At 64.5% G+C, this 23,709-nt stretch carries 21 protein-coding genes; 7 read left to right on the top strand and 14 right to left on the bottom strand.

What is annotated here, in order from left to right:
* The first annotated feature begins 40 nt into the window (after nt 1-40).
* Entirely contained in the window at nt 41-406 is a 366-nt protein-coding gene (locus tag C7401_RS02690) for a response regulator (RefSeq protein WP_112169824.1), read from the top strand.
* Nucleotides 407-638: 232 nt separating this feature from the next.
* Here C7401_RS02690 and argC read toward each other — a convergent pair whose 3' ends face one another.
* From argC to C7401_RS02675, 3 genes are all read right to left on the bottom strand, one after another.
* Entirely contained in the window at nt 639-1,586 is a 948-nt protein-coding gene (argC, locus tag C7401_RS02685; RefSeq protein ID WP_112169823.1) for an N-acetyl-gamma-glutamyl-phosphate reductase, read from the bottom strand.
* Nucleotides 1,587-1,839: 253 nt separating this feature from the next.
* Nucleotides 1,840-2,421, bottom strand: coding sequence for a flavodoxin family protein (locus tag C7401_RS02680; RefSeq protein ID WP_112169822.1), 582 nt, complete (start codon nt 2,419-2,421; stop codon nt 1,840-1,842).
* A gap of 178 nt (nt 2,422-2,599) precedes the next feature.
* The gene (locus tag C7401_RS02675) at nt 2,600-3,124 is read right to left on the bottom strand and encodes a YbhB/YbcL family Raf kinase inhibitor-like protein (RefSeq protein WP_181565491.1); all 525 of its coding nucleotides are present in this window, start codon (nt 3,122-3,124) and stop codon (nt 2,600-2,602) included.
* A gap of 336 nt (nt 3,125-3,460) precedes the next feature.
* On the opposite strand from C7401_RS02675, the gene C7401_RS02670 reads away from it, so the two are divergent.
* Complete coding sequence (locus C7401_RS02670; protein WP_112169820.1) at nt 3,461-4,159, top strand: response regulator; 699 nt, start codon at nt 3,461-3,463, stop codon at nt 4,157-4,159.
* A 103-nt stretch (nt 4,160-4,262) separates the two neighbouring features.
* On the opposite strand, the gene C7401_RS02665 is transcribed toward C7401_RS02670, so the two are convergent.
* Nucleotides 4,263-4,949 (bottom strand): orotate phosphoribosyltransferase, encoded by a 687-nt coding sequence (locus C7401_RS02665; protein ID WP_028203433.1) that lies wholly within the window; start codon nt 4,947-4,949, stop codon nt 4,263-4,265.
* A gap of 429 nt (nt 4,950-5,378) precedes the next feature.
* On the opposite strand from C7401_RS02665, the gene C7401_RS02660 reads away from it, so the two are divergent.
* Both C7401_RS02660 and C7401_RS02655 read left to right on the top strand, forming a co-directional pair.
* Complete coding sequence (locus C7401_RS02660) at nt 5,379-6,626, top strand: MFS transporter (RefSeq protein WP_112169819.1); 1,248 nt, start codon at nt 5,379-5,381, stop codon at nt 6,624-6,626.
* A 248-nt stretch (nt 6,627-6,874) separates the two neighbouring features.
* Nucleotides 6,875-9,160 carry an NADP-dependent malic enzyme gene (locus C7401_RS02655; protein ID WP_112169818.1) on the top strand — a complete coding sequence of 762 codons (2,286 nt, stop codon included), beginning with the start codon at nt 6,875-6,877 and terminating at the stop codon, nt 9,158-9,160.
* Nucleotides 9,161-9,245: 85 nt separating this feature from the next.
* Here the strand turns inward: C7401_RS02655 and C7401_RS02650 are convergent, their stop codons facing one another.
* Complete coding sequence (locus C7401_RS02650; protein ID WP_112169817.1) at nt 9,246-12,848, bottom strand: indolepyruvate ferredoxin oxidoreductase family protein; 3,603 nt, start codon at nt 12,846-12,848, stop codon at nt 9,246-9,248.
* A gap of 431 nt (nt 12,849-13,279) precedes the next feature.
* On the opposite strand from C7401_RS02650, the gene C7401_RS02645 reads away from it, so the two are divergent.
* The gene (locus C7401_RS02645; RefSeq protein WP_112169816.1) at nt 13,280-13,468 is read left to right on the top strand and encodes a hypothetical protein; all 189 of its coding nucleotides are present in this window, start codon (nt 13,280-13,282) and stop codon (nt 13,466-13,468) included.
* A 168-nt stretch (nt 13,469-13,636) separates the two neighbouring features.
* On the opposite strand, the gene hppD is transcribed toward C7401_RS02645, so the two are convergent.
* Entirely contained in the window at nt 13,637-14,734 is a 1,098-nt protein-coding gene (gene hppD, locus C7401_RS02640) for a 4-hydroxyphenylpyruvate dioxygenase (protein WP_112169815.1), read from the bottom strand.
* 139 nt (nt 14,735-14,873) lie between these two features.
* On the opposite strand from hppD, the gene C7401_RS02635 reads away from it, so the two are divergent.
* Complete coding sequence (locus C7401_RS02635; protein ID WP_112169814.1) at nt 14,874-15,368, top strand: Lrp/AsnC family transcriptional regulator; 495 nt, start codon at nt 14,874-14,876, stop codon at nt 15,366-15,368.
* 100 nt (nt 15,369-15,468) lie between these two features.
* Here C7401_RS02635 and C7401_RS02630 read toward each other — a convergent pair whose 3' ends face one another.
* From C7401_RS02630 to paaA, 8 genes are all read right to left on the bottom strand, one after another.
* Nucleotides 15,469-16,134, bottom strand: coding sequence for a GNAT family N-acetyltransferase (locus C7401_RS02630; protein ID WP_112169813.1), 666 nt, complete (start codon nt 16,132-16,134; stop codon nt 15,469-15,471).
* 241 nt (nt 16,135-16,375) lie between these two features.
* Nucleotides 16,376-16,978 (bottom strand): TetR/AcrR family transcriptional regulator, encoded by a 603-nt coding sequence (locus tag C7401_RS02625; RefSeq protein ID WP_112169812.1) that lies wholly within the window; start codon nt 16,976-16,978, stop codon nt 16,376-16,378.
* A gap of 6 nt (nt 16,979-16,984) precedes the next feature.
* Nucleotides 16,985-17,806: a DUF1835 domain-containing protein gene (locus C7401_RS02620; RefSeq protein WP_112169811.1), complete on the bottom strand. Its 822-nt coding sequence runs from the start codon at nt 17,804-17,806 to the stop codon at nt 16,985-16,987.
* Nucleotides 17,807-17,970: 164 nt separating this feature from the next.
* Nucleotides 17,971-19,059 carry a 1,2-phenylacetyl-CoA epoxidase subunit PaaE gene (gene paaE / locus C7401_RS02615; protein ID WP_112169810.1) on the bottom strand — a complete coding sequence of 363 codons (1,089 nt, stop codon included), beginning with the start codon at nt 19,057-19,059 and terminating at the stop codon, nt 17,971-17,973.
* A gap of 1 nt (nt 19,060) precedes the next feature.
* The gene (gene paaD / locus C7401_RS02610; RefSeq protein ID WP_112169809.1) at nt 19,061-19,588 is read right to left on the bottom strand and encodes a 1,2-phenylacetyl-CoA epoxidase subunit PaaD; all 528 of its coding nucleotides are present in this window, start codon (nt 19,586-19,588) and stop codon (nt 19,061-19,063) included.
* Between the two features lie 31 nt (nt 19,589-19,619).
* Nucleotides 19,620-20,426: a 1,2-phenylacetyl-CoA epoxidase subunit PaaC gene (gene paaC, locus C7401_RS02605; RefSeq protein WP_112169808.1), complete on the bottom strand. Its 807-nt coding sequence runs from the start codon at nt 20,424-20,426 to the stop codon at nt 19,620-19,622.
* 9 nt (nt 20,427-20,435) lie between these two features.
* Nucleotides 20,436-20,720 (bottom strand): 1,2-phenylacetyl-CoA epoxidase subunit PaaB, encoded by a 285-nt coding sequence (paaB, locus tag C7401_RS02600; RefSeq protein ID WP_112169807.1) that lies wholly within the window; start codon nt 20,718-20,720, stop codon nt 20,436-20,438.
* A gap of 31 nt (nt 20,721-20,751) precedes the next feature.
* Nucleotides 20,752-21,750 carry a 1,2-phenylacetyl-CoA epoxidase subunit PaaA gene (gene paaA, locus C7401_RS02595; protein WP_112169806.1) on the bottom strand — a complete coding sequence of 333 codons (999 nt, stop codon included), beginning with the start codon at nt 21,748-21,750 and terminating at the stop codon, nt 20,752-20,754.
* 264 nt (nt 21,751-22,014) lie between these two features.
* Between paaA and C7401_RS02590 the strand changes: the two genes are divergently transcribed.
* Nucleotides 22,015-23,274: an SGNH/GDSL hydrolase family protein gene (locus tag C7401_RS02590; RefSeq protein ID WP_112170265.1), complete on the top strand. Its 1,260-nt coding sequence runs from the start codon at nt 22,015-22,017 to the stop codon at nt 23,272-23,274.
* The last annotated feature ends 435 nt before the right edge of the window (nt 23,275-23,709 follow it).

Below are 23,709 nucleotides of genomic sequence, written 5' to 3'. Positions count from 1 at the left end.
GAAGGGGCTGCCGGGTCCATTTCAGGGCAGGAGACGGCGAATGGACACACACATCCTGATCGCCGATAACGACGAAAAATCGCTGGACGGGCTCAGCACCTTGCTGACCGACCTGGGCTACGGCGTGTCCGTGGCCCGCACGCTTGACGAAGCGCTCACTGTCGCAGCCCGCGATGCGCCCGCCGTGGCGATCGTGGCGCTTTCCCTCGCCCAGGACGAACCCGTAGTTCTCGTGCGACGACTGCGTGCGGTGAGCGGCGAGCGCGCGCCGCTCCTGATCGGGCTGGGCGGCTGGGGCGAGTCGCGCCACCGCGAGGAGGCGCTTGCAGCGGGCTTCGACGTGCACCTCGTGCGGCCGGTGGGGCTCGATCAACTGATGTTCATTCTCTCGATGACAGGCCCGTGACAAACATGTTGTTGTGACGCAACATTCAGGGTGCGCACTACTTTACATGTTGCATTGCATCACGCTAGTCGCTATACTGGTTCTTGTCTCCTCCATGTCTCCTCTGATATGGATTCAGCCCGCCAACCATTGGCGGGCTTTTTTTTGCCCGTGCGTTTTGCAGGGCGGCAAGGCGTAAAAAAACCGGCTCCTGGAGCCGGTTTTTTGTTTGCACCGCGCTTCGCGGAGCGCTTCAGGCGTTAAGGCCGGTGTTCTCGGCCGCGCCGATCGCGAGGTTCATGCACTGGATCGCCGCGCCCGAGGCGCCCTTGCCCAGGTTGTCGAGGCGCGCGACGGTCACGAACTGCTCGTCGTTGCCGAACACGAACAGGTCGACGCGGTTTGTATCGTTGTTCGCCTGCACATCGAACATGCCGGCATCGAGGTTCTCATCGGCGTTGAAGGGCGCCACGCGCACGAACTGCTCGCCCGCGTAGTACTCGGCGAACAGCGCCTGCACGTCTTGCGGCTTCGCATGGCGCGTGAGCTGCTTCGGCGAGAAGTAGGTCGTGACGGCGAGACCCTTGTAGAACGGGCCGACGATCGGCGTGAAGACCGGCGCCGACTTCAGGCCGCCATGCACCGCCATTTCCGGCAGATGCTTGTGCGTGAGGCCGAGCGCGTACGGGCGCGGGCTCGCGAGCTTCGCGTTGCCGCCGGCTTCGTACTCCGCGATCATCTTCTTGCCGCCGCCGCTGTAGCCCGTGAGCGAGTAGCTATGCGCGGCGAAGTCCGGCGCGACGAGGCCCGCCTCGACGAGCGGGCGCATTGCCAGGATGAATGCCGACGCGTGGCAGCCCGGCACCGCGATGCGCTTCGACTGGCGCACCTTCTCGCGCTGCGCCTTCGTGAGCTCGGGCAGGCCGTAGGCCCAGTCGGCCTGGGTGCGGAACGCCGTGCTCGCGTCGATCAGCACCGTGCGATCGTTCTCGACGAGCGAGGCCGACTCGCGCGAGGCGACGTCGGGCAGGCACAGGAACGTCACGTCCGAAGCGTTGATGAGACGGCGGCGTTCCTCGACGTCCTTGCGCTTCGCATCGTCGATACGCAGGATCTCGACGTCGGTGCGCGGCGACAGGTATTCAAAAATCTTCAGGCCGGTCGTGCCTTCCTGTCCGTCGACAAAAACTTTCGTGCTCATCTCGATCTCTCTGAACGCGGGAATTCGGGGTCGCAAACACTGCGGGTTGCAAGGGCCGGTTCGGCAATGCGCCGCCGGAACGGTATTTTAAGACGTCAGGCGGGCACACGTGTGACCGTGCCGGGAAAAAAATCGGGGCTTACCCGAGGGCTTGTCTGTGAAGGCGTGGTGCGCCGCCGCGCGCGGCCCGCAGGCCGGCTTCGCACGGCGGCGTGCGATTGCTTCGGGGACCGAACGGAGTGGCGGCTCGCGCTCAGGCGTTCGCCGCGCGGCCGGCCAGCCAGCGGTCCGTCACGGTGGCGACACGCACGCCGAAGGCGCGGGCGGTTTCGAGGTCGCCGGCGGGCGGCGCTTCCTCGGGCGTGGCGTCGGCCGGCGACTGCGCGAGCAGCCCCGTGAAGCCCCCCACGAAGTTCACGTCGTTGCGCGTGGCGGCCTTCGTGTTGGCGGGCAGCATGCCGGTGCCGGTCCAGACCATGCCGTGCTGCATCGCCAGCGTGACGAAATACTGGATCGTCGAGAACTTGTCGCCGTTCATCGTCGCCGAGTTGGTGAAGCCTGCCGCGATCTTGTCTTTCCACTTCTGCGTGAACCAGGCCTTCGAGCTTGCATCGGCGAACTTCTTGAAGTCGGCGGACGGACCGCCCATGTAGGTCGGCGCGCCGAACACGATCGCGTCGGCGGCGTCGAGGTCGGCCCAGCCCGCATCGTCGATTTCATTGACCGCTATCAACTTCCCATCGGCGCCCGCGCCCAGCAGGCCCGCGAGCACGCTTTCCGCAAGTTTCTTCGTATGGCCGTAGCCGCTGTGATACGCAATGACGATTCTGGACATGGACGACTCCATTCAAGGGAGGGGACAATGCGGCGCGCCGCTGCCAGCGCCTCGGCCCGGCGCGCGACGCATCATCTTAATCACATCCATGCCGCCTCACGCGCCGTGTGACGCGCGCCGTGCGGAACGACTCTTTTTCTTCGCGCGAAGCAATCTCACGCCGCCCGCGCGGGCCTGGTCAGCGGCCGTAGGTCACGGTGATTTGCGCGCTGCCGAGCGACAAGCCGCTGATCTCGCGATCGAATAGCGCGGCGGGGCGCCCCTGCGCGAGTGGCAGCGTTTCGACGCGAAGCGCATAAACGGTGACGACATAACGATGCGGATTGCCCGGCGGCGGACAGGGGCCGCCATAGCCGTCGACGTTGAAGTCATTGCGCGCCTCGATCGCGCCGAACTTGCGCAGTGCGCCCGATGCGCTCGCGTTTTCCGGCAGGCTCGTGACGTTTGCCGGAATGTTGGCGACGGCCCAGTGCCACCACCCGCGTCCCGGTGCGTCGCGATCGAAAATCGTGATGGCGAAACTTCGTGTGCCCGCCGGAGCATTGCGCCACATCAAGCCAGGTGAATGATTCGGCCCATTGCAACCGGCATCGTTGAAGATCTGGCTCGGACCGACCGTTCCGCCTTCAACGAAGCTGGGGCTGGATAGCCTGAAATTTTCGCCTGCATGGGATAAGGCCGCCGGCATTGTGACGCACGTCATGACAACGCCGGCCAGCGCAAACGCATGACGAAAGCAACTCGGCCCGAAGGCATAGGGAGTACGCATTAGCGAGTTCTCCTGTATGTTTGTCAAATCCGGTCCACAGAGTCCTGAAGGAAATGTTTGATTTGTGCTCCGGACCGAATTTGCTTCAATATAGCGGTATTAATAAGTTACGTTTCGCCTGCATGCGTACAGATTATTCGTGAGGATTCCGCTATAGTCTTACATTACCCTGCTCGGGGCAGGTGGGGTTGTAGGGCGCCAGAAAGAAGAAGCGAAACAGGGGCTGGCCGCGCGCCGGAAGAGAAACAGGTTTGCCTACACGGAGGGGTAATGCAGCAGCCAATCAGGGTCGTAGTCGCCGACGATCATCCGGTGATCTTGTTTGGTGCCGAACACGCACTGCTCAATTTCCCCGGTATTCAGGTTGTTGGTCGTGCGCGCCAGTCCACCGAGCTGGTCAAGGCGTTGCAGTCCGGTCCCTGCGATGTGCTCGTGACCGACCTCGCCATGCCGGGAGGCCAGTACGGCGACGGTTTGCCGCTCATCGGTTATCTACGGCGCAATTTTCCGAACATTCCCATCGTCGTCCTGACGATGCTCGAAAACGCCGCGCTGCTCAAACGTCTGAGCGAACTCGGCGTGATCGCGGTCGTGCACAAGTCCGACGACCTTAGCCATATCGGGCTCGCCGTGCAGCACGTGAGCCGGAATATCGAATACTTGAGTCCGCAGGTGAAGACGGCGCTCGATCAGTTGCGCATCAATAGCGGCGGTAAAACGGATGAAGTCATTCTCTCAAAACGCGAACTTGAAGTCGTAAGACTCTTTGTTTCAGGAATGACGATTAAAGAAATATCCGAAAAACTTAGCCGTAGTATCAAGACAATTAGTACACAAAAGAATACGGCAATGAGAAAGCTGGGACTCGATCGCGATTCCGAGCTGTTTCAATATGCGCAGAGTAATGGTCTGCTCAATCTCTCCTCGCATGCACCCGACGAGGGCGGCGAAGCGGAAACCACGCATTGATCTGGCCGCACTGACGTCGTGCGCAGGCCGAAAAAAAGCCATCTGCTTTTGAGGCAGATGGCCTTTTTGCTGCGCGCGTGAAAGCGCGCGCGCAGACTCCTGTTTATTGCGGTGCCGACGTCGCGCCGCCGTGCGCGGCCGACCACTCGGCCGGTGCGTGCAGGAACTTCTCGACTTCGTCGAGCGTCTTCGTTTCGAAGTAGCCCGACTCCTTGGCGACGCGCAGCACGTCCCACCACGTGGCGAGCGCATGCAGGTCGACGTCGATGTCCTTCAGGACCGAGACGCTTTCCTTGAAGATGTTGTAGTGGAACAGCACGAAGCAGTGGTTCACCTGCGCGCCGGCCGTGCGCAGCGCGTTGATGAAGTTGATCTTGCTGCGGCTGTCGGTGGTCAGGTCTTCGACGAGCAGCACGCGCTGGCCTTCGGTGAGGAGGCCTTCGATCTGCGCGTTGCGGCCGAAACCCTTCGGCTTCTTGCGCACGTACTGCATGGGCACCATCAGGCGGTCGGAGAGCCATGCCGCGAACGGGATGCCCGCGGTTTCGCCGCCGGCCACGGCGTCGATCTGCTCGTAGCCGACGTCGCGCAGGATCGTGGCTTCGGCCATTTCCATCAGGCCGCGGCGCACGCGCGGATACGAGATCAGCTTGCGGCAGTCGATATAGACCGGGCTCGCCCAGCCGGAGGTGAAGATGAAGGGCTTTTCGGCGTTGAAGTGCACGGCCTTCACTTCGAGCAGCATTTTCGCGGTTGCGTCCGAGATCGTCTGGCGATCGTAGCCTGTCATGGGCGAATCCTTGGGTATGAGTGCGGGAGGAGGGTGGGCGCGTGGCCCGGTGGCGCTGGCACGGCCGGCGCGAAGCATGGCTTCGGCGCCGGCGGTGCGCGGTCCGGGGGCGTGGATCGTCTGACTTCATCCGACGTTCTGTCAGACTGACTCGCTCGGTCCGGACGGCTTCTCTTGCGCGCGTAGGCCGGTATTTTACCCGACTTGACGGCCGCCGACGAGTCGTCGCCGGCAACCATCGGCGGCTATGTGGGGCGCGAACGCCGGGCGGCATTGCCAGCCGGGCGTCGCGCTTGTTTTCCGGTTGCTTGCCACTGACTTTTCCACCTGGTTTCGCGCTTTGTTTCCGGGTTGTGACGCCTGTGCAGCGCCTTTACACTCACGCCGGGTCGCGTTCCCGCATGCGCGCCCGTTCCTCAGGATCCCCCCATGACCGTCGTTTCCCCGCCCGCCACCTCAGCCGCCGCCGCGCGTGGCCACGCCCTGCGTGCGCTCGTCGCCTCGGTGCTCGGCTATGCAATGGACGGCTTCGATCTGCTGATGCTCGGCTTCATGCTGCCCGCGATCAGCGCCGATCTCCATTTGAGCGGCGCGCAGGCCGGTGCGCTCGTCACGTGGACGCTGGTTGGCGCGGTCGTGGGCGGCATCGTCTTCGGGCTCCTGAGCGACCGCTACGGGCGCGTGCGCGTGCTCACGTGGACCATTCTGCTGTTCGCGGTCTTCACCGGCATGTGCGCGCTCGCGCGCGGCTATGCCGACCTGCTCGTCTACCGCACGATCGCGGGCATCGGGCTTGGCGGGGAGTTCGGCATCGGCATGGCGCTCGTCGCCGAGGCGTGGCCCGCGCGGCTGCGCGCGCGGGCGTCGTCGTATGTCGGGCTCGGCTGGCAACTGGGCGTGCTGGCCGCTGCGCTGCTCACGCCGTTGCTGCTGCCCGTGATCGGCTGGCGCGGCATGTTCGCGATCGGGCTGCTGCCGGCCGTCGTCTCGTTCGTCGTGCGCCGCCGCGTGGAGGAGCCCGAACTCTTCGTCGAGCATGCGCAGCGCATGGCCGCGTCCGCCAAAGCCGAGCGTCCGCGCGCGCTGCGCATGCTCGTGGCCGACGCGCGCACCGCGCGTGCGAGCTTCGGCGTGGCGATACTGTGCTCGGTGCAGAACTTCGGCTACTACGGGCTGATGATCTGGCTGCCCGCGTACCTTTCGAAGGCCTTCGGCTATTCGCTCACGAAGTCCGGCCTCTGGACCGCCGCAACGGTGGCCGGCATGGCGCTCGGCATCTGGTTGTTCGGCATCGCGGCCGACCGGTTCGGCCGCCGGCCCGCGTTTCTGTTTTATCAGGCGGGCGCCGTGGTCATGGTGTTCGTCTACGCGCAGCTTTCCACGCCGTTCGCGCTCCTGATCGGCGGCGCGGCGATGGGCGTGTTCGTGAACGGAATGATCGGCGGCTATGGCGCGCTCATTTCCGAGCTGTACCCGACCGCGGCGCGCGCCACCGCGCAAAACGTGCTCTTCAACATCGGCCGCGCCGTGGGCGGCTTCGGGCCGCTCGCCGTGGGCGCGCTGGCCGCGCGTTATTCGTTCACGGCGGCGCTCGGCATGCTCGCCGCCATCTACGTGCTCGACATCCTCGCCACGCTCTTCCTGATTCCCGAACGCCGGGGCGCCGCGCTCGACTGAGCGTCGTTCAAACATAAGACAAAAGAGCGCGCCACGTCGCGTGGCGGCACGGCGCGTGATTGGCCGGGCGAATTCCCGGTATCAGTCTTTGACCCACGTGGACGCGTAGGGCACGAGGTGTACACTAATCGGCCCCGCTGGGACGCTCGCGTGGCGTGATACGCCAATGCGCCGATGCGCCAGCCGGCGGGCTTACGAACATAAAACATTCTCTCTCTCACGTCTCTCACGTCCAGGCAGGCCTGAAAATGGATGAACAACTGAAGCAAAGCGCCCTCGCGTATCACCAGAATCCGAGGCCCGGCAAGATTTCGGTCACGCCGACCAAGCCGCTGTCGAACCAGCTCGATCTGTCGCTCGCGTACTCGCCGGGCGTCGCGGCCGCGTGCGAGGCGATTCACGCCGATCCGCTCGATGCGCAGAAGTACACCTCGCGCGCCAATCTCGTGGGCGTCGTGACCAACGGTACGGCCGTGCTCGGCCTTGGCAACATCGGCCCGCTCGCGGCCAAGCCGGTGATGGAAGGCAAGGGCTGCCTCTTCAAGAAGTTCGCCGGCATCGACGTGTTCGACATCGAACTCGACGAACTCGATCCGGACAAGCTGGTCGACGCCATCGCGATGCTCGAGCCGACGCTCGGCGGCATCAACCTCGAAGACATCAAGGCGCCCGAGTGCTTCTACATCGAGCAGAAGCTGCGCGAGCGCATGAAGATCCCCGTCTTCCACGACGACCAGCACGGCACGGCCATCATCGCGTCGGCGGCGATCCTCAACGGCCTGAAGGTCGTGGGCAAGGAACTCGGCAGCGTGAAGCTCGTGTGCTCGGGCGCGGGCGCGGCGGCGATTGCATGTCTGGACCTGCTCGTGAAGTTGGGCCTCAAGAAAGACAACATCCTCGTCACCGACTCGAAGGGCGTGATCTACGAAGGTCGCGGCAATCTCGATCCGTCGAAGGCGCGCTACGCGGCCAACACCGAAGCGCGCGCGCTCGGCGACGCCATCAAGGGCGCCGATGTGTTCCTCGGCTGCTCGAGCGCCGGTGTGCTCAAGCCCGAGATGGTCAAGGAAATGGGCGACAAGCCGCTGATCCTGGCGCTCGCCAACCCGGAGCCGGAAATCCGCCCGGAAGAAGCGAAGAAGGTGCGCCCGGACGCGATCATCGCCACGGGCCGTTCGGACTATCCGAACCAGGTCAACAACGTGCTGTGCTTCCCGTTCATCTTCCGCGGCGCGCTGGACGTGGGCGCGACGACCATCACGGAAGAGATGAAGCTCGCATGCGTGCGCGCGATTGCCGAACTGGCCGAGGAAACCGACCAGGGCGACGAAGTGGCGAAGGCTTATGAAGGTCACACGCTCGAATTCGGCCCCGAGTACCTGATTCCGAAGCCTTTCGATCCGCGCCTCATCATCAAGATCGCGCCCGCTGTGGCGCAGGCCGCGATGGATTCGGGCGTGGCGACGCGTCCGATCGAGGACATGGAAGCCTACCGCGAGCAGCTTGGCGCGACGGTCTACCGCTCGGGCATGGTGATGCGTCCGGTGTTCGCGGCGGCCAAGGCCAACTGCGCGCGCATCGTGTTCGCCGAGGGCGAAGACGAGCGCGTGCTGCGCGCCGCGCAGTTCGTGCTGACCGAGAAGATCGCCAGGCCGATCATCGTGGGCCGTCCTTCGGTCGTGGAAATGCGCCTGAAGAAGATGGGCTCGAAGCTGCGTCCGGGCACCGACTTCGAGATCGTCGATCCCGAAGACGATCCGCGCTTCCAGAAAAGCTGGCAGGCGTATCACGAACTCGGTGCGCGCCAGGGCATCACGCCTGACGTGGCGAAGGCGTCGGTGCGCAAGTTCAACACGCTGATCGGCGCGATCCTCGTGCATCTGGGCGACGCCGACGGCATGATCTGCGGTCTGCTCAACAGCTTCGACTATCATCTGAAGTTCGTCGATCAGGTGTTCGGCAAGGCCAAGGAATCCGAGAACTACGCGGCGATGAACCTGCTGATGCTGCCGGGCCGCAACATCTTCATCAGCGACACCTACGTGAACGAAGTGCCGAGCGCCGAGCAACTCGCCGACATGACGATTCTCGCCTCGCGCGAAATCGAGAAATTCGGCATCACGCCGAAGGTCGCGCTGCTTTCGAGCTCGAACTTCGGCAGCGTGCGTTCGTCGACCTCGCAGCGCATGCAGGCCGCGCGTGAGCTGATCGCCGCGCGCGCGCCGCAACTCGAAGTGGACGGCGAAATGCACGGCGACGCGGCGCTTTCGGAACTGATCCGCAAGCAGTCGTTCCCGGGCACCACGCTCACGGGCGAAGCAAACCTGCTGATCATGCCGAACGTGGAAGCGGCCAACATCGCCTACAACCTGCTGAAGGTGATTGGCGGCGAAGGCGTGACGGTCGGTCCGTTCCTGCTGGGCGCGTCGAAGCCGGTGCACATCCTCACGCCGGCGGCGACCGTGCGGCGCATCATCAACATGACGGCGGTGGCTTCGGCCAACGCCAACGTGGCGAAGGCGGCGGCGAAGTAAGCCGCGCTCCGGATGATCGCCTGATGTGAAAAGGGCGCTCCGTGTTGCACGGAGCGCCCTTTGTTTTTACCGCTTCAAGCAGGCCTCAAGCCGCGTGCCGCGCGGCGCCGTTTTCCGGCGAGCGCCACTTCGCGAGCAACGTCGCCCACTTCGCACGCGTGGCCGTGAGGTTGTTTTCCTTGACGTGGCCGTAGCCGCGAATCGCGTCGGGCAGGTTCGCGAGTTCCACCGCGAGCGGCAGATTCGCCTCGCCAAGCCCGCCGATCACCTCGCGCATCAACGCTTCGTACTCGCCGATCAGCGCGCGCTCATGGCGGCGTTCCTCCGTGCGGCCAAACGGATCGAGCGCCGTGCCGCGCAGGAACCTGAACTTCGCGAGCATACGCATGGCGGAGAGCATGCGCGGGCCGTACTGCTTCTTCACGAGCTTGCCCTTGTCGTCGTGCTTCGCGAACGAGGGCGGCGCGAGATGGAAGTTGAGCTTCCAGTCGCCTTCGAAGCTTGCCCTGATCTTTTCGACGAACGCCGGATCGGCATAGAGTCGTGCGACCTCATACTCGTCCTTGTAGGCCATCAGCTTGTGCAGGTTCTTCGCCACGGCTTCGGTGAGCGGGGACTGGCCGTCCGGATGTTCGAGCTTCGCCTCGGCCCGGCGCACGTCGTCGACGAATGCCCGATAGCGCTGCGCATACGCCTCGTTCTGATACGCGGCGAGATACTGCGCGCGCTTTTCGATGAGCGTGTCGAGCGCCTTGGGCGTGTGCAGCGAGACGATCTTCGCGCCCACAGCGTCGGCGTTTTGCTCGGGCAGCGGGCGCTTCACCAGTTGATCGACAGCCGCGCGATCATGCGCCACGCGGCGGCCCCACTCGAATGCCGCGAGATTCTTCTCGACCTGCACGGCGTTCAACTCGATCGCGCGCACGAGCGACTCGTGCGTGAGCGGCAGCCAGCCCTTTTGCCATGCGTAACCGAGCACGAACGGGTTCGTGTAGATCGCGTCGCCGAGCAGCGCGAGCGCGTAGCGGTTCGCATCGACGGTCGCGACGTTGTCCGTGCCCGCCGCCGCGCGCACGTCGGCCTCGGTGTTCGAGCCCGGGAATTGCCACTGCGGGTTCTTGATGAACTCGGCGGTCGGCGTGGGCGCGCTGTTGAGCACCACGTGCGTTTCGCCTTCCTGCATGCGCGAGACGCAGTCGTCGCCGGCCGTGACGATGGCGTCGCAGCCGATCACGAGGTTCGCCTCGCCCATGGCGATGCGCGTGGCGTGGATGTCGTCGGGGCGGTTGGCGATCTGAACGTGGCTCATCACCGCGCCGCCTTTTTGCGCCAGGCCCGTCACGTCGAGCACCGTCACGCCCTTGGCTTCGAGGTGCGCGGCCATGCCGAGCAGCGCGCCGATGGTCACGACGCCCGTGCCGCCCACGCCCGTCACGAGCACGCCATACGGGCGGCCGATGGCGGGCACGTCAGGCGTCGGCACGCCCGGCATCGATTCGCTCGCCACGCCGTTCGCTTTCGGCTTGCGCAACTGGCCGCCTTCCACCGTCACGAAGCTCGGGCAGAAGCCCTTCAGGCACGAGAAGTCCTTGTTGCAGGTGGACTGGTTGATCTGCCGCTTCGTGCCGTATTCGGTGTCGAGCGGCTCGACGCTCAGGCAGTTCGACTGCACCGAGCAGTCGCCGCAACCTTCGCACACGGCCTCGTTGATCACCACGCGCTTTGCCGGATCGGGATACGCGCCGCGCTTGCGGCGGCGGCGCTTTTCGGTCGCGCAGGTCTGGTCGTAGATCAGGATCGTCGTGCCGGGAATCTCGCGCAGTTCGCGCTGGATCGCGTCGAGCTGATCGCGGTGATGGATCGTCACGCCCGGCGCGAGCTTCGTGGCCGGTTCCCCTTCGTACTTCCCGGGTTCGTCGGTGACGATCGCGATCTTCGCGGCGCCTTCGGCGGCGACCTGATGCGTGATCTGCGGCACGGTGAGCGTGCCGTCCACCGGCTGGCCGCCCGTCATCGCAACGGCGTCGTTATAGAGGATCTTGTAGGTGATGTTCGCCTTCGAGGCGATCGCCGCCCGGATGGCGAGCAGCCCGGAATGGAAGTAGGTGCCGTCGCCGAGATTCGCGAACACGTGCTTGTCGTTCGTGAACGGGGCCTGGCCGACCCACGCCACGCCTTCGCCGCCCATCTGGCTGAACGTGCTCGTGCTGCGGTCCATCCACACGGTCATGTAGTGGCAGCCGATGCCGGCCATCGCGCGCGAGCCTTCGGGCACGTTGGTCGACGTGTTGTGCGGGCAGCCGGAGCAGAACCACGGCTTGCGCTCGACCTGCACGCGGGGCTTCGCGAGCGCCTTTTCCTTTGCCTCGATCACGGTCATGCGCGCGGCGATGCGCGCGCGCACGTCGGAGGGCAGTTCGAACTTGTCCAGGCGCGTGGCGATGGCCTTGGCGATGATCGCGGGCGAAAGCTCGTAGTGCGCGGGCAGGAGCCAGTTTCCCATCGGCACCGACCACTCGCCGCCTGCGCCGTCCTTCTCGTCGAACTTGCCGTACACGCGCGGACGCTGCGCGTCGGGCCAGTTGTACAACTCTTCCTTGATCGCGTATTCGAGGATCTGGCGCTTTTCCTCGACTACGAGAATCTCGTCGAGCCCGCGCGCGAACGCGTGCGCGCCCTGCGCCTCGAGCGGCCACACGCAGCCCACCTTGTAGAGGCGGATACCGATGCGCGAGCAGGTTTCGTCGTCGAGACCGAGGTCGGTGAGCGCCTGGCGCACGTCGAGATACGCCTTGCCGCCCGTCATGATGCCGAAGCGCGCGTGCGGCGAGTCGATCTCGACCCGGTCGAGCTTGTTCGCGCGCACGTAGGCGAGACCGGCGTACCACTTGTAGTCGAGCAGACGCGCTTCCTGCACGAGCGGCGGATCGGGCCAGCGGATGTTCAGGCCGCCCTCGGGCATCGCGAAGTCTTCCGGCAGGATGATGCGCGTGCGATGCGGGTCGATCTCGACCGAAGCCGACGATTCGACCACGTCGGTCACGCACTTCATCGCGACCCAGAGACCGGAATAGCGGCTCATCGCCCAGCCGTGCAGGCCGAAGTCGAGGTATTCCTGCACGTTCGAAGGGAACAGCACCGGCAGGCCGCAGGCCTTGAAAATGTGCTCCGACTGGTGCGCGAGCGTGGACGACTTGGCCGCGTGGTCGTCGCCGGCGAGCACGAGCACGCCGCCGTGCGGCGATGAACCGGCCGAGTTGCCGTGCTTGAACACGTCGCCGCTGCGATCGACGCCGGGGCCCTTGCCGTACCACATCGAAAACACGCCGTCGTACTTCGCCGACGGGTACAGGTTGACCTGCTGCGAGCCCCAGACGGCGGTCGCGGCGAGATCTTCGTTCACACCGGGCTGAAAGACGATCTGATGCGCGGCGAGATGCTGCTTCGCTTTCCAGAGGGACTGATCGAGACCGCCGAGCGGCGAGCCACGATAGCCAGAGATGAACCCCGCGGTATTGAGACCGGCGGCCTTGTCGCGTTCCTGTTGCAGCATCGGCAGGCGGACCAGCGCCTGGATGCCGCTCATGTACGCGCGGCCGCGTTCGAGGGTGTATTTATCGTCGAGCGTGACGGAAGCGAGTGCGGCTTCGAGCGAAGCGCGCTGACCTGCGTCTAGCGGGGCATTCATTATGTGTCTTCCTCCATCCAACCAATCCGTTGTGGGATCGCCAGAACTTCAGGACCTCGGCATCTTGTGAATGCGTTGGCCGGGGTCGCCATATTGGCTTCTTTTGTTCGATAGTAGCACTCGGACAAACCCGCCGCTCTGGCCGGCGGGTGGGGCAGAGCGCATTGCGCTGCATCTTTCGGGCCTGGGGTTGAGTCTGCTGCGCAGCCTGCGTCAGCGTGTCGCGAAAGCAGGCTGAAACACCCGTGTAATAAAGGATGTATCGAATTCCTCTGAGGAGTAACAACGTGTAAAACTTGCACTACCTCGGAACCGGTCTTGAATATCCTGTCTAACTCCCTCACCTGTGCGAACCGCGCAGCTTCCCTGGCTGTTAACAGTTATTAAAAGGGGTACTACTGCGAAAGGCAGTCCAAAAAAAGGAGTCCAGCATGAATAATCGACATATCCAGACCTTTCTGACGGTCTCGGCTGCGTTCTTTGCCATGAGCGCGCCCTTGCATTCGAACGCCAGCACGAAGAGCGGCGAGAGTGCGACGACCCGATGCGCCCAGTACACGCTGAGCGCCAAGGCTGAAACGAACGTCATGCCGGCCGTGAAGGCCGAGCGCAAATCCTGATGCCGCGCTGATCAGCGCAGCATTGCCATTCATCTGAATCCGTCGCCGAGGTGTGCGGCGGCGGATTCAAAAGTGAAAAGGGCGAAGATCGCGTGATCTTCGCCCTTTTTGTTTTGCGTTGGCCGGATTTGGCCGCTCTGATTGGCTGCGCCAAGCGGCCTGTGCGGATCAGGCCTTGTCCTGCACCACGCCGCGGCGGATCTGGTCGAGTTCGATCGACTCGAACAGCGCCTTGAAGTTGCCCTCGCCGAAGCCCTGATTGCCCTTGCGCTGGATGATCTCGAAGAAGATCGGCCCGATCTGGTTTTCCGTGAAGATTTGCAGCAGCAGGTCTTCGGGCAAGCCGTCGATCAGGATCTTGCGCTTCTTGAGCTCGTCCAGCGGCTCGGTGTGGCCGGGGATGCGGCGGTTCACGAGCTCGTAGTACGTGTCGATGGTGTCGAGCAGCGCGATCTTCGAGGCGCGCAGGCCATCCACCGTGCCGTAGATGTCGTTCGTGCCGAGCGCGATGTGCTGGATGCCCTCGCCGTGATAGGCGTCGAGGTATTCCTGGATCTGGCCCGCCGTCTCGCCGCCTTCTTCGTTGATCGGGATGCGGATCTTGCCGCAGGGCGAGGTCATCGCCTTCGACTTCACGCCCGTCACCTTGCCTTCGATGTCGAAGTAGCGGATTTCGCGGAAGTTGAAGAGGCGTTCGTAGAACTCCGCCCATTCGTTCATGCGGCCGCGATGGACGTTGTGCGTGAGGTGGTCGATATAGGTGAGGCCGTGGCCGACCGGGTTCTGCTCGGCGCCCGCAATCGGTTCGAAGTCGACGTCATAGATGCTGATGTCGCCAATGCTGCCCGGCGCCGCGCCGTTCTTGCCGCGCCAGCGGTCGACGAAATAGATCAGCGAATCGCCAATGCCCTTGATGGCCGGAATGTTCAGCTCCATCGGGCCCGTCTTGTTGTCGAAGCCCCATGCGCCCAGTTCGAGCGCGTGCTTGTACGCCTTGGCGGCGTCCTGCACGCGGAACGCGATCGCGCAGATCGACGGGCCGTGCAGGCGCGCGAAGCGTTGCGCGAACGAGTCGGGCTCGCCGTTGACGATGAAGTTGATGTCGCCCTGACGGTAAAGCGTCACATCCTTGTGGCGATGGCGTGCGATGGCCGTGAAGCCCATGCGCTCGAACAGCTTGCCGAGCGCCTTGGGGTCCGGTGCGGTGTATTCGATGAATTCGAAGCCGTCGGTGCCGACGGGGTTCTCCCAGGTGGGGACCTGCATGGTTGTCTCCTGACTGCTGTAGGTCAAATTTCGTGAGGAAAGTGTAGACCGCCGTATTGGGAGAAAACTTGCGAGTTGGGTCGCGTTGTCATCTGTTTGCGCTATAAACTGCCTTGAGTGAACGCTTGGACGGCAGAAAATGGCAACCATCGAATTAGACGCGATCGACAGGCGTATTCTGGGGATTCTTCAGGAGAACGGCCGGCTCTCGAACCAGGAGATCGCCGAGCGCGTGAATCTCTCGCCCAGCCCTTGCCTGCGACGCATCCGGCGGCTGGAAGAGGGTGGCGTGATACGCGGCTATGTGGCGTTGCTCGACGCCCAGAAGCTCGGGCTCGACTTGCTCGCCTATGTGAACGTGCGGCTGGAAAAGCGCGGACCCACGGCGGCGGGGCGCGAGGGCGTGACGCACGCGGAGCTGTTTCGCGCGGCCGTGCAGACCTGGCCGGAAGTGGTGGCCTGCCACGCCATGACGGGCGACATGGATTTTCTGCTGCGCGTGCAGGTGGAGGACATGGCGCACTTCTCGCGCTTCGTGCAGGACCAGTTGCTGCACCATCCCTCGGTGGTCGACGTGAAATCGAGCTTTTCGCTCGAAACCTTCAAGGAAACGACGGCGCTGCCTATTCGTTGATCGTGTTGAGCGTGTTGAGCGCGCGCCAGGCCGCGCAGACGCAAAAAAAGCGGCCGAAGCCGCTTTTTTCAATGCATCAGTCTGTCCCGAAGGGCAGGAGTCAGGCCGCGACTGCTTGCGGCAGGATCGTCTCGAACAGCTTGCTGGCCTGGCGCGCCTGGCGCTTGAGCGCGTAGTCGAACACGGCGGCTTGCTCCTGGAGCATTTCCGCGATGATGCTGCTCTGGTCAGCCGGTTCCAGCGAGAGGTATGCGTCGGCTTCGCCGTAGGCGTATTCGATCTTCATGCCCGACTTCTTCGCGATGTGCATCATCGTCGAATTGCGCGACAGGCAGTGCATGTAGAGCGTGGTGACGTGCGTGTTGCGGCTACGGATGGACGCGCGCCCGAACAGCTTCGAGCCGATGCCCTGGCCGCGCGCGCTTTCCAGCACAGAGACGCCGAATTCGGCGGTGCGGCCGTTGCCGTCCGCGGGCAGATAGGCGAGATGGCCGACGCCCACGAGTTGCAGTTGATGGTCGAACACGCCGAACACGGTGTCGCGCGTGAAGTCCATCGAGCGGACATAGTTCTCGATCACGTGATCCGGCGCGGCCTGGCCGAAGCGCAGCAGGCGGTCGTCGCTGTCGAGCGCGAGAAAGTGCGCGAGCAGCCGATCACGGTCAGCCGAAGTGAGCACTCGCACCATGACGGGCGCATGACCGGGCGTCAGCGGGCGAACGGACGACAGGATCGGCTCGTTGGCTTGGGTCGAAAGCGGGTTCATGGTGGGTTCTCCTTAAAATGTCTGCGTCATGATGCAGCGCAAAACGCATTCTAGCGGAAACCCTGGGTACGCTCTAGGGAAAACCCGAAGTGCAAATTTGAGTGTTGCGCCTAATTGATAAAATTATAGGCGCAAGCTGTTGATTATTAAGGTGTATTCGTAGTGCGTAGGTTGACGTGTCAACTGTTGCCGCGATACGTCATGTCGCATCGCAGCAATCCGGCCCGAAAATTGGGTCCGCTCAAGCGCCTTTCAGACCGTGATCGACCACGGCGATCACCTGTTCGGCGAAGTCGCGATACCCCATGCGGCCGCCGGGCTTGAGCCACGTGAACGTCCAGTTGATCATGCCGAACACCATCATCGTCAGCGCGGTCTGGTTTTCCGACGTCACCCGGCCCGGGTAGGCGCGCGCGAGCTGGCGGGTAAAGGCGGCGACGACGTCGCGCTGGCGGTTCAGGACGATTTCTCGCTGGGCGTCCACCAGGTATTTGACGTCGTTCAGGAGCGCCACGTGGCGGCTGTGCGAGGTCTCGTACTCCACCAGAAACGCGCGGATCAGCTCGGCAAAGCTTTCGCGCTCGTCGAGTCCGCGCCGCTGGCTCGCGCCTTCCACCTCCGCGATGATCAGCATGAGTCGCTTGGTGTAGCGGTCGAGCAGGTCGAAGAGGATCGCTTCCTTGCTCTCGTAATAGTGATAGAGGCGTGCTTTCGAGGTGCCGCTGGCGGCCGCGAGGTCGGACATCGAGGTGCTCGGGTAGCTCGTCTGCGCGAACTTGGCGGCGGCGAGTTCGAGGATCTGGTCGCGTTGGGTTTCGTGGTCGGGCGCTCGGGTGCGTGCCATGTTGGTTCAGCGGGGGAGGGAAAGATGCGCAGCGGTTTGCGGCAGGGGGGCGCGCGTCGCGCGGGCGGCGGCGGCCAGCGGCGCGCAGGCCGCGCACATGTCGTCGCGCAGGCGGAGTTCTTCGGCGGCGGCCAGTTCGCGCAGGCGCCACAGCACGATGGGCTCGCCGACCGTGAAGCCCGCACCGCGGGTGAGCGCCGCGCCGAGCGCGTCGCTCGCAAGCCAGGCGGTGGCCGCCGGACGGGCCTCGTGTGCGTCGAGCACGTCGAGAATCAGCGTGTCGAGGTCGCCCCACGTGCCGCTCGTGAACGTGTTGTCGCGCCAGCGGCGCGTTTCGCCGTTGGCGAACTTCGCTTCCTGCCATTCGAGCGCGAGGCGCGTGATGCGCAGCACCGAAATCGGGGCGGCGTCGGGCAGCCGCGCTTCGAGGCGCGCCGTAGCGTTCGGACCCGAAATTTCGTCGGCGGCAAGGCGCACTTCGTTGAGCCGCTGCGGGACGTTGCGCAACCGGTAGCAGACGCGCCGCAGCGCGAGCTGATGTGCCGCGTCGTTCGTATGCCAGATCACCACGTGGGCGTCGTCGGCCTCGAGGTCGACGAGCGCCGCGCAGTCGTCGCGCGCGAGCGCGGGCGACACGTCGCCGAGGCGTTCCCAGAAGGCGGCGCGCTGCGCCACGCCGGGGTCGCCGGCTTCGTCGATGTCGCGCAGCGGGCCCACCGTCAGGTCGTCGCGCAGGGCGATCACGCGGTCTGGGCGGCCTGCCCCTTCGAGAGCCTGGCGCAGCGTCGCCGCTGCCGGCTCGCCGTAAATGAGGTGAATCGTGGTCATCGACAACTCGTTGCGTTCACGACGAACGCCTGAATGCCCGAAAGCGCGCAAAAACACAAAAGGAGCGGCCCGCCGATGTGCAGCGCTGCGCTGCAACACCGACGGGCGGCCCCTAGTGTAAGCGGATCGCCTGTAGGCCGAAAGCGTGCTGTTGCTCTAACGCCTTAACGTTCGTCGAAACTCACGACCACACGCTCGCTCACCGGATGGCACTGGCAGGTGAGCACGAAGCCGTCCTTCACCTCCTGCTCTTCGAGCGTGTAGTTCTTGTCCATCTTCACTTCGCCTTCCAGCACCTTGGCGCGGCAGGTGCAGCACACGCCGCCCTTGCAGGCGTACGGCAGCGCCAGACCCGCCTTCAGGCCGACGTCGAGCAGGCTCACGCCCTCGTACGGCAGGCGCATCTTGCGCTTCTTGCCGTCGATCACGATCTCCAGATCGGCGGCCGGCGTGCTTTCCGTGATTTCGACGGCCGGCACGCCCGCCTGCGGCAGAGGCGAGCCAAAGCGCTCGACGTGCACTTTTTGTTGCACCACGCCCGCATCCTTGAGCGCGGCCTCCGCGGCGTCCATCATCGGGCCGGGACCGCAGATGAAGGCTTCGTCGATCTCCTCGGCCGGCAGCAGCGTTTCGAGGAACGCCGCGCACTTGGCCTGATCGAGCACGCCGTTGAAGAGTTCGACGTCCTGGAGGTCGTCGGAGAGCACGTGATAGAGCCGGAAGCGGCTCATGTAGCGGTTCTTCAGGTCTTCCAGCTCCTCGGCGAACATGATGGCGTCGACGCTGCGGTTGCCGTAGACCAGCGTGAACGCGCTGCGCGGCTCGGTTTCGAGCGTCGTCTTGATGATCGCGAGCACCGGCGTGATGCCCGAGCCGCCCGAAAACGCCACGTAATGCTTGCCGTGGTCGGCGTTCAGGTGCGTGAAGAAGCGCCCGTCGGGCGTCATCACTTCGATTTCGTGGCCCGGTGCAAGCTGGTCGAACGCGAAGTTCGAGAAACGCCCGCCGCGCACGCGCTTGATGCCGATGCGCAGTTCGCCGTCGCGGTCGTAATCGGTCACGCCCACGCAGATCGAGTACGAACGGCGCGTTTCCTCGCCTTCGATATGGGTCTTGAGCGTGACGAACTGACCCTGGGTGAAGCGATACGCGTCGCGCAGCTCGGGCGGGACTTCGAAAGCGACAGAGACCGCGTCCGCGGTTTCGGGCCGCACTTCACGGATGCGCAGCGAATGGAATTGCGGAGTGGCCATATCAGTACGGTTTGAAGTAGTCGAAGGGTTCGCGGCAGTCGATGCAGCGGTACAGCGCCTTGCACGCGGTCGAGCCGAACTGCGCGAGGCGTTCGGTGTGCTTCGAGCCGCAGTGCGGGCAGGCGGGCGCGGGCAACTTCGGGATGAATGTGATGGGCTGTTCGCTCGTGCTTTGCGCCCCGCCGCCGCAGTTGCCGGTGGGCGGCGCGATGCCGTAGGCGCGCAGCTTCTCGCGTGCTTCGTCGGTGATCCAGTCGGTGGTCCACGCGGGCGAGAGGGTCGTCGCGATGCGGTAGGGGGCGAGGGCGGCGGCGTCGAGCGCGTGCGCGACGTCTTCCGCGATCTGCGACATCGCCGGGCAGCCGGAGTAGGTGGGCGTGATAACCACTTCGATCTGGCCGTCGTCGGCGCGGCGCACGTCGCGCAGGATGCCCAGTTCGCGGATCGACACGACCGGGATCTCCGGATCGGGCACCGATTCCAGCACTGCCCAGGCGCGTTCGAGCGCGTGATCTGCCGTTGCTTGCATCGTGACTTCCTCGTTTCCTGCGTGGGGGTGCTTACCAGCGCGCGTCCGGATGCTGGCGCGCGAGGCTTTGCATCTCGGCGAGCACGAAGCCCATGTGTTCCGAGTGCTCGCCGTGCTTGCCGGTCGTGATGTGCTTCACCGGCGCGGGCAGCGTGAGCGTGGCTTCTTCGAACGCGGCTTCGACATCGGCGCGCCACGCGGCTTCGAGCTGGGCCGCGAGCGGCGCGATGCCGGCTTCGGCCACGGCCGTTTCCACGGCGTCGGTGCTGAAGAATTCGCGCGTGTAGGGCATCAGCCAGTCGAGCGCGGCCTGCGCGCGGCGGTGCGATTCGTCGGTGCCGTCGCCGAAACGGACCAGCCACTCGCGCGCATGGTGCACGTGGTAGCGCGTTTCCTTGATCGAGCGCTCGGCGATCGCGGCCAGCTGCGGGTCGGCCGAGCGCAGCAGCGCGGTCCACAGATGCGCCATCAGCGTGGCGTAGAGGAAGTTGCGCACGATCGTCACGGCGTAATCGTTGGACGAATGCGTCGTGCCGGCGAGCGGGCCGAAGTGCGGCAGTTCGACGAGCGTGTAGTTCGCGAACTCGCGCTCGGCGCGGAAGTAGGCGTAATCGTCTTCAGTGCGTTCGCGGCCGGTGAGCGCCTTTTCGAGCGTGGCGGCGTGCGTGTAGAGCAGGCGCGCCTGACCGATCAGGTCGAGGCTCATGTTGGCGAGCGCGATGTCTTCTTCGAGGATCGGGCCGTGGCCGCACCATTCCGTATTGCGCTGACCGAGGATCAGCGCCGAGTCGGCAAGGCGCAGCACGTACGCGAGTTGTTCAGGCGTGGGCGTCGTCATGTTGCGCTCTTACATGTGGTTGACTTCGTCGGGCAGCGTGTAGAACGTCGGGTGGCGATAGATCTTGTCGCCGGCCGGTTCGAAGAGCTCGGCCTTCTCGTTCGGATCCGACGCCGTGATTGCCGACGACGGCACCACCCAGATGCTCACGCCTTCCTGACGGCGCGTGTAGACGTCGCGCGCCATGCGCAACGCCATCGACGCGTCGCAGGCGTGCAGGCTGCCGCAATGCTTGTGGTCGAGGCCCTGCTTGCTACGCACGAACACTTCCCAGATCGGCCATTCCTTGTTCATCGTGAATCTCCTTCCTTCCTGATTGTGTGGGTCACGCGGCGTGCTTTTCGGCGCGCTGACGCTGCTTTTCGGCATGGGCGAGGGCGGCTTCGCGCACCCACGCGCCTTCGTTGTGCGCCTTCACGCGTGTGCCGAGACGTTCGCGGTTGCACGGGCCGTCGCCATTCACGACGCGCCAGAATTCTTCCCAGTCGATCGTGCCGTAGTCATAGTGGCCACGGGCTTCGTTCCATTTGAGGTCCGCATCGGGCAGCGTCACGCCCAGCACTTTGGCTTGCTCGACGGTCGCGTCGACGAACTTCTGGCGCAGGTCGTCGTTCGAGATGCGCTTGATGCCCCATTTGGCCGACTGGTTGCTGTGGACGGAGTCGGCGTCGCTCGGGCCGAACATCATCAGCACCGGCCACCACCAGCGGTTCACGGATTGCTGCACGAGCTCGCGCTGCGCTTCGGTGCCTTGCATCATGGCGAGCAGGGCGTCGAAGCCCTGGCGCTGGTGGAACGACTCTTCCTTGCAGATGCGGATCATGGCGCGCGCGTACGGACCATAGGTGCAGCGGCACAGCGGAATCTGGTTCATGATCGCGGCGCCGTCCACGAGCCAGCCGATCACGCCGACGTCCGCCCAGGTGGGCGTCGGGTAGTTGAAGATGCTCGAATATTTCGCCTTGCCGGCGTGCAGCGCGTCGATCAGCTGGTCGCGCGAGACGCCGAGCGTTTCCGCCGCGCTATACAGATAGAGGCCGTGGCCCGCTTCGTCCTGCACCTTGGCGAGCAGGATCGCTTTGCGCTTCAGGCTCGGGGCGCGGGAAATCCAGTTGCCTTCCGGCAGCATGCCGACCACTTCCGAGTGCGCGTGTTGCGAGATCTGGCGCACGAGCGTCTTGCGATAGGCTTCGGGCATCCAGTCCTGCGGCTCGATCTTGCCGTCGGCGGCCATGATGGCGTCGAACTGCACTTGCTCGGCCGAGGCAGCGTCCGCGTCGAGCGGGGCGACGTTGCCGGGGATGTCGAGGGATTGCGTGTACATGGAGACGCTCTCGTCGAAGTTGGGGATCGGGTTTGGGTACGGGGAGCAGTATAAACCAACCGACCGGTCGGTAAATGAATTTTTTGAGGTGGCGCAAAAAGGGGCGGAGAGACGATTGAGTTTTAGTGGATCGGCGGCCGAAATGCGTGGATTTCAAGCATCGGGGACATGAGGCCGGCAGGGGCGCGGAATTGTCAGGCGGATGGAAGGTTGTGTCGCGAGCCATGGGGCACAATGGCCGTTTGCCTGCACACTGGTTCACGCATGAAGATTTCCTTTGCCCCTCTCGCGGCGGCCGCCGCGCTGTTTGTTTCGCTCGGCGCCGCCGCGCCGGCGTTCGCCGATCAGGCTTCGGGCGCCTGGGTCACGAACTGGGCCACGGCGCTCCAGTCGATCCCGCAACGTGATTCACTGCCGGCGCTTTATCGCGCGCCGGAGGTCGCGGGGCGCACCGTCCGGCAGATCGTCTTCCCGACACTCGGCGGCACGGTCGCGCGTGTGCACATCAGTAATCTGTACGGGAGCACGCCGCTCGTGATCGAGGCGATGGCGATCGCGCCGTCGGCTGGCGGCGCTGCGGCGAGCGAGTCGGGCACGGTGCGCGTGACGTTTGGCGGCCGCGCCGCGGTGTCGGTGCCGCCCGGCGACGGGCTCGACAGCGACCCGGTGCATATCGACCTGAAGGCGGGGGCGCCGTACGCCATCAGCTCCTATATGGGAGCCGGGCAGAAGATGGTGGCGTGGCATCGGGTGGCGAGCCAGGTGAACTATGTCTCGCGCCCGGGCAATCATGTCGCCGATCCGTCGATTGGCGCGTTCACCGAGCGCTTTACGCAGTACGCGTGGGTAACGGGGCTGGCGGTCGAGGCGCCGGGCGCGTCGACGGTGGCGGCGATCGGCGATTCCATTACCGACGGCATGCGCTCCTCGCTCAATCAGAACCGCCGCTGGCCGGACGCGTTGGCACGCCGTATCGCGCAGTCGCTGCGCACGGATCTCGCCGTGATCGACCTTGGCATTAGCGGGAACCGCCTGCTGAGCGATTCCCCTTGCTATGGCGAGGCGCTCGAGCGGCGCTTTGGCCGCGACGCGCTTGGCCACGCGGGCGTGAAGACGGTGGTGCTGCTCATCGGTATCAACGACATCAACTTCCAGGCGATGCCGGCGCGCTCGGGACTCGATTGCGACTTTCCTCATACGCATGTGGACGCGAACGACCTGATCGCGGGGTATCGGCGCGTGATCGCGCAGGCGCACGGGCGCGGTGTGCGCATCCTCGGCGCGACGCTGACGCCGGCGTCGCTGCCGCCTGAGCGTGAGGCGATTCGCACTGCGGTGAACCAGTGGATCCGGACGAGCGGGGCCTTCGACGGCGTGGTGGACTTCGACGCCGCGCTGCGCGACCCGGCCGATCCAGTGCGCCTGCGCTCTGGCTATGACAGCGGCGACCACATCCACCCGAGCGACTCGGGCTACGCGGCGATGGCCAACGCGGTGCCGCTGGGGGCGCTTGGCGGGAAGTAATGAAATTTTCGCGCAGCCCCCTTGCGGGGCGGCGCGGGCGGGGTTAAGATTCGCCCCCTTCGCAGTTCGATGTCTCTGATATCCGGGTTTGCGAAGGCCGCCGCGGAAACCGGCGGACGCAGGAGTCGACAGCTTTTTAAGCGGTAAGCGAAAAAAAGGGGTTGACGAAGCGGAAAAGATTCTTCATAATCTCGTTTCTCTGCTGCTGACGCAGCAACGCAGAAAGAAGCCGGTAGTCAAGCAGTTCTAATGGCAACTTCGCGATCGATCTTTAAAAATTTACAGCCGATAAGTGTGGGCGCTTGATGCGGTGACGCGGCCTGACCTTGTTCTTCGGAGCGAAGTCGGGAGTAGCGAAAGTATCAAGAGTCTCACACTAAAGTAAGTCAGGTTTTTGAATTTATTCAGAACCTGTCAGCTTTGAGTGAGCGACTG

It is taken from the genome of Paraburkholderia unamae (assembly GCF_003268775.1).
Lineage (GTDB): Bacteria > Pseudomonadota > Gammaproteobacteria > Burkholderiales > Burkholderiaceae > Paraburkholderia > Paraburkholderia unamae.
This window is presented reverse-complemented; position numbering and strand designations above follow the sequence as displayed.